The 7,324-nt window shown below is 59.2% G+C and carries 8 protein-coding genes; 4 read left to right on the top strand and 4 right to left on the bottom strand.

The genetic code is table 11. The features are described 5' to 3' along the window. Window positions 1–193: 193 nt before the first annotated feature. Window positions 194–727: a chalcone isomerase family protein gene (locus tag F0169_RS27125; protein WP_152748143.1), complete on the bottom strand. Its 534-nt coding sequence runs from the start codon at window positions 725–727 to the stop codon at window positions 194–196. 234 nt (window positions 728–961) lie between these two features. Here F0169_RS27125 and sthA point away from each other — a divergent pair, with 234 nt between their 5' ends. Continuing rightward, the gene (gene sthA, locus F0169_RS27120) at window positions 962–2,356 is read left to right on the top strand and encodes a Si-specific NAD(P)(+) transhydrogenase (protein ID WP_058411016.1); all 1,395 of its coding nucleotides are present in this window, start codon (window positions 962–964) and stop codon (window positions 2,354–2,356) included. A gap of 42 nt (window positions 2,357–2,398) precedes the next feature. On the opposite strand, the gene F0169_RS27115 is transcribed toward sthA, so the two are convergent. Further along, the gene (locus F0169_RS27115) at window positions 2,399–3,121 is read right to left on the bottom strand and encodes a glycerophosphodiester phosphodiesterase (protein WP_099238773.1); all 723 of its coding nucleotides are present in this window, start codon (window positions 3,119–3,121) and stop codon (window positions 2,399–2,401) included. A gap of 43 nt (window positions 3,122–3,164) precedes the next feature. Then, window positions 3,165–3,749: a PilZ domain-containing protein gene (locus tag F0169_RS27110; protein ID WP_058411014.1), complete on the bottom strand. Its 585-nt coding sequence runs from the start codon at window positions 3,747–3,749 to the stop codon at window positions 3,165–3,167. 94 nt (window positions 3,750–3,843) lie between these two features. Between F0169_RS27110 and F0169_RS27105 the strand changes: the two genes are divergently transcribed. The 3 genes from F0169_RS27105 to F0169_RS27095 are packed head-to-tail and all read left to right on the top strand — an operon-like array spanning window position 3,844 to window position 7,090. Then, window positions 3,844–5,094 (top strand): lipoprotein-releasing ABC transporter permease subunit, encoded by a 1,251-nt coding sequence (locus tag F0169_RS27105; RefSeq protein ID WP_152748142.1) that lies wholly within the window; start codon window positions 3,844–3,846, stop codon window positions 5,092–5,094. A gap of 7 nt (window positions 5,095–5,101) precedes the next feature. Continuing rightward, window positions 5,102–5,785: a lipoprotein-releasing ABC transporter ATP-binding protein LolD gene (lolD, locus tag F0169_RS27100; RefSeq protein WP_162839862.1), complete on the top strand. Its 684-nt coding sequence runs from the start codon at window positions 5,102–5,104 to the stop codon at window positions 5,783–5,785. Window positions 5,786–5,845: 60 nt separating this feature from the next. After that, window positions 5,846–7,090 carry a lipoprotein-releasing ABC transporter permease subunit gene (locus F0169_RS27095; protein ID WP_058411011.1) on the top strand — a complete coding sequence of 415 codons (1,245 nt, stop codon included), beginning with the start codon at window positions 5,846–5,848 and terminating at the stop codon, window positions 7,088–7,090. A 3-nt stretch (window positions 7,091–7,093) separates the two neighbouring features. Here F0169_RS27095 and F0169_RS27595 read toward each other — a convergent pair. Continuing rightward, on the bottom strand, window positions 7,094–7,324 hold a 231-nt coding region (locus tag F0169_RS27595), incomplete at its 5' end, for a hypothetical protein (RefSeq protein ID WP_206670190.1).

Genomic DNA, 7,324 nt, shown 5'->3' with positions numbered 1-7,324 from the left:
AAGCCTCTCACCACAGGTTGATGTGTGGATGCAGTGAATGTGGGGGCAAGCCCTTCCACAGGTGGATGTGTGAATGCAGTAAATGTGGTGACAAGCCCCCCACAGATTGATGTGTGAATACAGTCAACTGTGGGAGGGGGCTTGCTCCCGATGGCGGTGGTTCAGTGAATACAGATGTGCATGACACACCCGATTATTTGAGCAGTTTGCCGCGCAATTCATCAGACAAGCCCTTCGGCGCCAGCCAGATTCCCAGATAGGCCCGCGCCAGCGCGTCATCGCGACTGCTGAACACCACCTCGCCATTGATTTCCAGGTTCAAACCTCGCCGCGGGCGAAAATCCAGGGCATACCGATCGCCGCTGCGAATATCGCGAAAGCGCGCATGCAGCTTTTCAATCTCAGGCTTCAAGCGCGGGCTGGCCTGCTGACGCTCCAGGGTGGCGGTGGCGGCCTTGATCACATCATTGCGGTCTATATCACGAAAGTAATACAGCTCAAGTCGTAGCGGCTTTTGCTGGTCCCAGGCCTGCTTCGCGCGGGTGTCGGCCGGGGCATACAGCGCTGCCGCATACACATCCGCCCACAAATAGACCAGCACCGCCTGGTTTTTCAACGCCAGTTCATCAGACTGCGCAGGAAAACCCGCCTGCTTGAGCCGGTCCGCCTCACTTGCTTGCCCGGTTACAGAAAAAATCAGCAATAAATACAAAACGACATACCGCATAATGATGTGTCCTGCAAAGATGAGTGTCAGCAGTGTAATGCCAGTTTACTGTGCCTGTAGTAAAGGCAAGACTGGCCTACGACGCGACCAAGGGTTAATGTGCGCGGCGTTGAGCCTTATATAGACTGTGCCCCGGTTCACACACTTGAGCCAAATTGTCCTTCATGCCCGCTGGCCGCGGCATGATTTAGCCAGGCGTTCAACCGTGCGCCTGGCCTGTTCTGAGGAGTACGCATGGCTGTCTACAACTACGACGTGGTGGTACTGGGTTCCGGCCCGGCTGGAGAAGGTGCGGCGATGAATGCCGCCAAAGCGGGGCGCAAGGTGGCGATGGTCGATAGCCGTCGCCAGGTCGGCGGTAACTGCACCCACCTGGGCACCATCCCGTCCAAGGCCTTGCGTCACTCGGTGCGCCAGATCATGCAGTTCAACACCAACCCGATGTTCCGGGCGATTGGTGAGCCGCGCTGGTTCTCGTTCCCCGACGTGTTGAAAAGCGCCGAAAAAGTGATCGCCAAACAAGTCGCCTCGCGCACCGGTTACTACGCGCGTAACCGCGTTGACCTGTTCTTCGGCACCGGCAGTTTCGCCGACGAGCAAACCATCGAAGTGGTCTGCGCCAACGGCGTGGTCGAAAAGCTGGTGGCCAAGCACATCATCATCGCCACCGGCTCGCGCCCGTATCGCCCGGCGGATATCGATTTTCACCACCCGCGTATCTACGATAGCGACACCATCCTCAGCTTGGGCCATACCCCGCGCAAACTGATTATCTATGGCGCTGGTGTGATCGGTTGCGAATACGCGTCGATTTTCAGCGGCCTCGGTGTATTGGTCGAGCTGGTGGATAACCGTGATCAGTTGCTGAGCTTCCTCGACTCGGAAATTTCCCAGGCGTTGAGCTACCACTTCAGCAACAACAACATCACCGTGCGCCACAACGAAGAGTACGAGCGCGTCGAAGGCCTCGACAACGGCGTGATCCTGCACCTCAAGTCCGGCAAGAAAATCAAGGCCGACGCCCTGCTGTGGTGCAACGGCCGTACCGGCAACACCGACAAGCTGGGCATGGAAAACATCGGGGTCAAGGTCAACAGCCGTGGCCAGATCGAGGTGGACGAGGATTACCGCACCTGCGTGGCGAATATTTATGGCGCCGGTGACGTGATCGGCTGGCCAAGCCTGGCCAGTGCTGCGCATGACCAAGGCCGCTCGGCGGCAGGCAGCATTATTGATAACGGTAGCTGGCGTTATGTGAACGACGTGCCGACCGGGATCTACACGATTCCCGAGATCAGCTCGATCGGCAAGAACGAACACGAACTGACCAAGGCCAAGGTGCCTTACGAAGTCGGCAAAGCGTTCTTCAAGAGCATGGCGCGTGCGCAGATCGCCGGTGAGCCGCAAGGCATGCTGAAGATTCTGTTCCACCGTGAAACGCTTGAGGTGCTCGGTGTGCATTGCTTCGGCTACCAGGCCTCGGAAATCGTGCACATCGGCCAGGCGATCATGAACCAGCCGGGTGAGCAAAATACCCTCAAGTACTTTGTAAACACCACGTTCAACTACCCGACCATGGCTGAAGCCTATCGGGTAGCGGCCTACGACGGCCTCAACCGGCTTTTTTGAGCGGCTCCGGCCGGTGGCCTGAGCCGGCCGGGGAGACCGATTTCAGTAATTCTCGAGGGTGGCAGTGGCCAAACCGGGAAAGTCTGTAATCAGGCTATCTACGCCGAAGTCGGCGAGCCTGCGCATCAGCGCAGGTTCGTTGACTGTCCACACCGACACGTGCAAACCCTGGCGCTGGGCTTTTTCCAATCGCTCGGGGGTGCACAACGTCCAGTTCAACGCCAGGTATTCACAGCCGTAGTTTTGCGCGACCTTCAGCGGGTCGAGCCACGCGTATTCTGCGACCAGGCCACGTGACAGGTCCGGGGTCAGATCAACCGCGGCTTTTAATACTTCGCGCGAGCTTGAGGTCACGGTGACCTTGTCCATCAGGCCAAAACGTACGGCCATCTCACGAATCGCCAGCACGGTGGTCGCGGCGCGCGTGCGTGAGGCGCTTTTGACTTCCAGTTGCCAGTGGTCAAAGTCGCATTGCTCGAACAACTCTTCCAGGCGTGGGATCGGGCAGGGTTGCACCCAGCCCGGGCCGCCTTTGCGCGCGTCCATTTTCACCAGGTCGGCCGCCGAGTACTCGACGACTTTGCCGCGCCGGTCGGTGGTGCGTTTAAGGGTCGGGTCGTGGATGACCATCAACTCGCCGTCCATTGACAGGTGCAAATCCAGTTCGCAGCGGCGTACACCGTGCTTGAGGCACTCCTGGAAGCTGGTCAGGGTGTTTTCCGGTGCTTCGCCTTTGGCACCGCGGTGGCCGTAGATCAGGGTCACAGTTGCTCCTTTGCGCCAGGTTTTTTGGCGGGGTAATACACATTCAGGTGTCTTGGGCGTCGCTCTGTTCGCGCGCCAGGCGTCGTTCCTGGGCTTGTTTCTGCAGGATGTAGCGCGCCAGCAGTTGGCGTTGGGCATCGGTCATTGATTCAAATTCCGTGGCCACCGCAAACCCGTCAGCCTTGGCATCGCACTGCGTCACGCGGGCGCGCAGCAACAGGCCCAGCGCTTGCGGCATCAGCACCAGCTTGACCGCCAGGTGCGCGCCGGGCGCCAAGTGCGTGGGGTGCTGGAAGTCGATACCGCCTTCGGAAATGATCACCGGCTGTGGCGCGCCGACCTCATCCAGCAAGCCGCGCGCCATGATTTGGCTGAGCAGGTCGACACGTTTGTTCTGGACCTTGAGGAAGGCCGCCAGGCTGCGATCTTTCTCGTTGATCTGGCGTAGCAGGTGCTGGGCTTCGAATTCGCTGAGGTGCAATTCGCTGAGCAGGTTGAACAGCGGCGAATCATCCAGCAACACTTCCTTGCTCGCCGCGTCGGGAGCAGAGAGCGTGCTGATTTGGAGTGCGATCATGTCGTCGATACGGTAGTATTCGCGGCGTTCTTCTTCATCTAATGTCGACATGGCGAACCCAAAGTAGCGGTAATGGTCTGAGTGTAAAGCTGCTTACCTGACCCCGCCACTGGGACGTCTTCTTTTCCTCCGAACAAGCCCCGACATGTTCAGACCTCTCTTCGTATTTATTGGCACGCGTTATACCCGTGCAAAGCGCCGCAATCATTTTGTGTCGTTCATTTCCTTGACCTCGATGATCGGGCTCGCCTTGGGCGTGGTCGTGATGATTGTGGTGCTGTCGGTGATGAACGGCTTCGATCATGAGATGCGCACCCGCGTGTTGGGCATGGTGCCCCACGCGACCATCGAGGGCGACGCGCCTATCAGCGACTGGCAAAGCCTGGCCGACAAGGTCAAGCAAAACCCCAAGGTGGTGGCGGTTGCGCCATTCACCCAGATGCAGGGGTTGCTGACCCACGACGGCAAGGTGCAGAAAATTCTGCTGAATGCCATCGACCCGGCCCAGGAGCGCAAGGTCTCGATCATCGACAAGTTCATGCTGCAGGGCAAACTTGACGATTTGGCGCCCGGCAGCTTTGGCATCGTGATCGGCGACAAGGCGGCGGCCAAGCTCGGCGTGAACATCGGCGACAAGCTGACCTTCGTCGCGCCGGAAGTCACCGTGACCCCGGCCGGCATGTTCCCGCGCATGAAGCGCTTCAACGTGGTCGGCACCTTCCACGTTGGCGCTGGCGAGATCGACGGCTACCTCGGCCTGACCAACCTCACCGACCTGGCCCGGCTGCACCGCTGGAAGCCGGACCAGGTGCAGGGCCTGCGCCTCAAGTTCAACGACCTGTTCGACGCACCGCGCGGCGCCTGGGAAATCGCCCAGCACCTGGGTGAGTCGCAGTATTACGCCCGCGACTGGACCCGCACCCACGGCAACCTGTACCAGGCCATCCGCATGGAAAAAGCCATGATCGGCTTGCTGTTGCTGCTGATCGTCGCGGTGGCTGCGTTCAACATCATCTCGACCCTGGTAATGGTGGTGAACGACAAGAAGGGCGATATCGCCATCCTGCGCACCCTCGGCGCCACGCCGGGGCAGATCATGGCGATCTTTATGGTGCAGGGCACGGTGATCGGCGTGGTTGGCACCTTGATCGGCACAGCGGTCGGCATTCTGGCCGCGCTGAACGTCAGCGCCGCCATCGCCGCGCTGGAAAAAGTCATCGGCCACAAGTTTCTCAACGCAGACGTCTACTTTATCGATTACTTGCCGTCCCAGGTTCAAGCCCAGGATGTGTTGATGGTCGGTGGCGCCGCGTTGGTCTTGAGTTTCCTTGCCACCCTGTATCCAGCCTGGCGCGCGGCACGTACCCAGCCAGCACAGGCCTTACGTTATGAGTGAATCGGGCATGAGTGAAAAAGCAATCCTGAGCTGCCGCAACCTGGGCAAGTCCTACGAGGAAGGGCCGGAATCGGTCGTGGTGTTGTCCAATTTGCAGCTTGAGCTGCACCCCGGCGAGCGCGTGGCAATTGTCGGCAGTTCCGGTTCCGGCAAAAGTACCTTGCTCAACCTGCTGGGCGGCCTGGATACGCCGTCCCAGGGCAGCGTGTGGCTGGCCGGTGAAGAACTGTCGGCCTTGAATGAAAAGGCGCGCGGCCAACTGCGTAACCGTTCGCTGGGTTTTGTGTACCAGTTTCACCACTTGCTGGCCGAGTTCACCGCGCTGGAAAACGTGTGCATGCCGCTGTTGATCGGCAAAACCGCTATTCCAGAGGCGCGCCAGCGTGCCAAGGCGTTGCTGGAGCGCGTCGGCCTTGGCCATCGCCTGGAGCACAAACCGGCCGAATTGTCCGGCGGTGAGCGCCAGCGTGTGGCAATCGCCCGCGCCCTGGTCAATAACCCGGGCTTGGTGATGCTCGACGAGCCGACCGGCAACCTCGACTCCCACACCGCGCAGGGCATCAAGGACTTGATGCTGGAACTGAGCACCCAGATGCGCACCGCGTTCCTGGTGGTGACCCATGACATGAGCATGGCCCGCCAGATGGACCGTGTGTTGCACCTGCAGGAAGGTCACTTGGTCGCCATCTGACCCGTTTCAAGCCTGGCGCCTGGCGCCGGGCTTTTTCATTTTTTCAGGCGGTGCACGCGAATGTTCAGACCGTTATCGATTTTCATCGGCACGCGCTATACCCGCGCCAAGCGCCGCAACCGTTTTGTTTCGTTTATCTCGATGACCTCGATGATCGGCCTCGCCCTGGGCGTGTTGGCGATGATTGTGGTGTTGTCGGTGATGAACGGCTTTCAGCGCGAAATGAGCTCACGCATCCTCGGCATGGTGCCGCACGCCACCATCGTCGGCGTAAACCCGATTGATGATTGGCAGCCGGTGGCCGCTGCTGCGATGAAAAACCCCGAGGTGACTGCCGCCGTACCGTTTACCCAAATGGACGGCATGTTCTCCTACAAGGGCGCGATGCAGCCGATCGAGATCAGCGGTATTGACCCGGCTCAGGAAGGCAAGGTTTCGATCGTGGCTCAGCATATTGTGCGCGGCAAACTGGACGACCTGAAACCCGGCGAGTTCGGTGTGGTGGTCGGCGAAATCACCGCGCGGCGTTTTCGCCTCAACGTGGGCGACAAGCTGACCCTGATCGTGCCTGAAATCAGCAGCGCGCCGGGTGGCATCACCCCGCGTATGCAGCGTTTGAACGTGGTCGGTATCTTCAAGGTCGGCGCCGAGCTGGATGGCTCGATGGCATTGATTCACATGGCCGACGCCGCCCAGATGCAGCATTGGCAGCCGAACCAGGTGCAAAGCGTGCGCCTGGCGGTGAAAGACTTGTACGCGGCGCCCAAGGTCTCGGCGGACATCGCTGCCAGCCTGGGCACGGGCTACAAGCCGGATGACTGGACCCACACCCAGGGCAGCCTGTTCAGCGCAATGAAAATGGAAAAGACCATGATCGGCCTGCTGTTGCTGATGATCGTCGCCGTGGCTGCGTTCAACATCATCGCCACGCTTATCATGGTGGTGAACGACAAGGGCGCGGATATTGCTATTTTGCGCACCATTGGCGCCACACCTCGGCAGATCATGGCTATTTTCATGGTGCAGGGCACGGTGATCGGCATTGTCGGCACCTTGATTGGCGGCGTGCTGGGCGTGATCGCGGCGCTGAACGTGAGTGAACTGGTGGGCTGGCTGGAGCGGGTGAGCGGGCAGCATATTTTTAGTTCCGACGTGTATTTTGTCAGCAACTTGCCGTCGGAACTGCAGGGCGGGGATGTGCTGCTGATTTGTTCGGCGGGTTTTGTATTGAGCTTTTTGGCGACGCTGTACCCGGCGTATCGTGCGGCGAAAATAGAGCCGGCGCATGCGCTTAGGTATTCGTAACCTTTAAGACCGCAATCGGGAGCAAGCCCCCTCCCACAGTTGACTGCATTTCTTCAGTTGGAGTGCAGGTAATTCCAGTTGGACTGCAACCAATTCAGGTTGGACTGCAGTCAATTCCAGTTGGACTGCAGCTAATTCAGGTTGGGTTGCAGTTAATTCCAGTTGGAATGCAGCTAATTCAGGTTGGGTTGCAGTCAATTCCAGTTGGAATGGAGCTAATTCAGGTTGGGTTGC

The organism is Pseudomonas kitaguniensis, assembly GCF_009296165.1.
Taxonomy (GTDB): Bacteria; Pseudomonadota; Gammaproteobacteria; order Pseudomonadales; family Pseudomonadaceae; genus Aquipseudomonas; species Aquipseudomonas kitaguniensis.
Note: the sequence above shows the minus strand (reverse complement) of the source record. Positions and strands in the feature narration are given on the sequence as shown.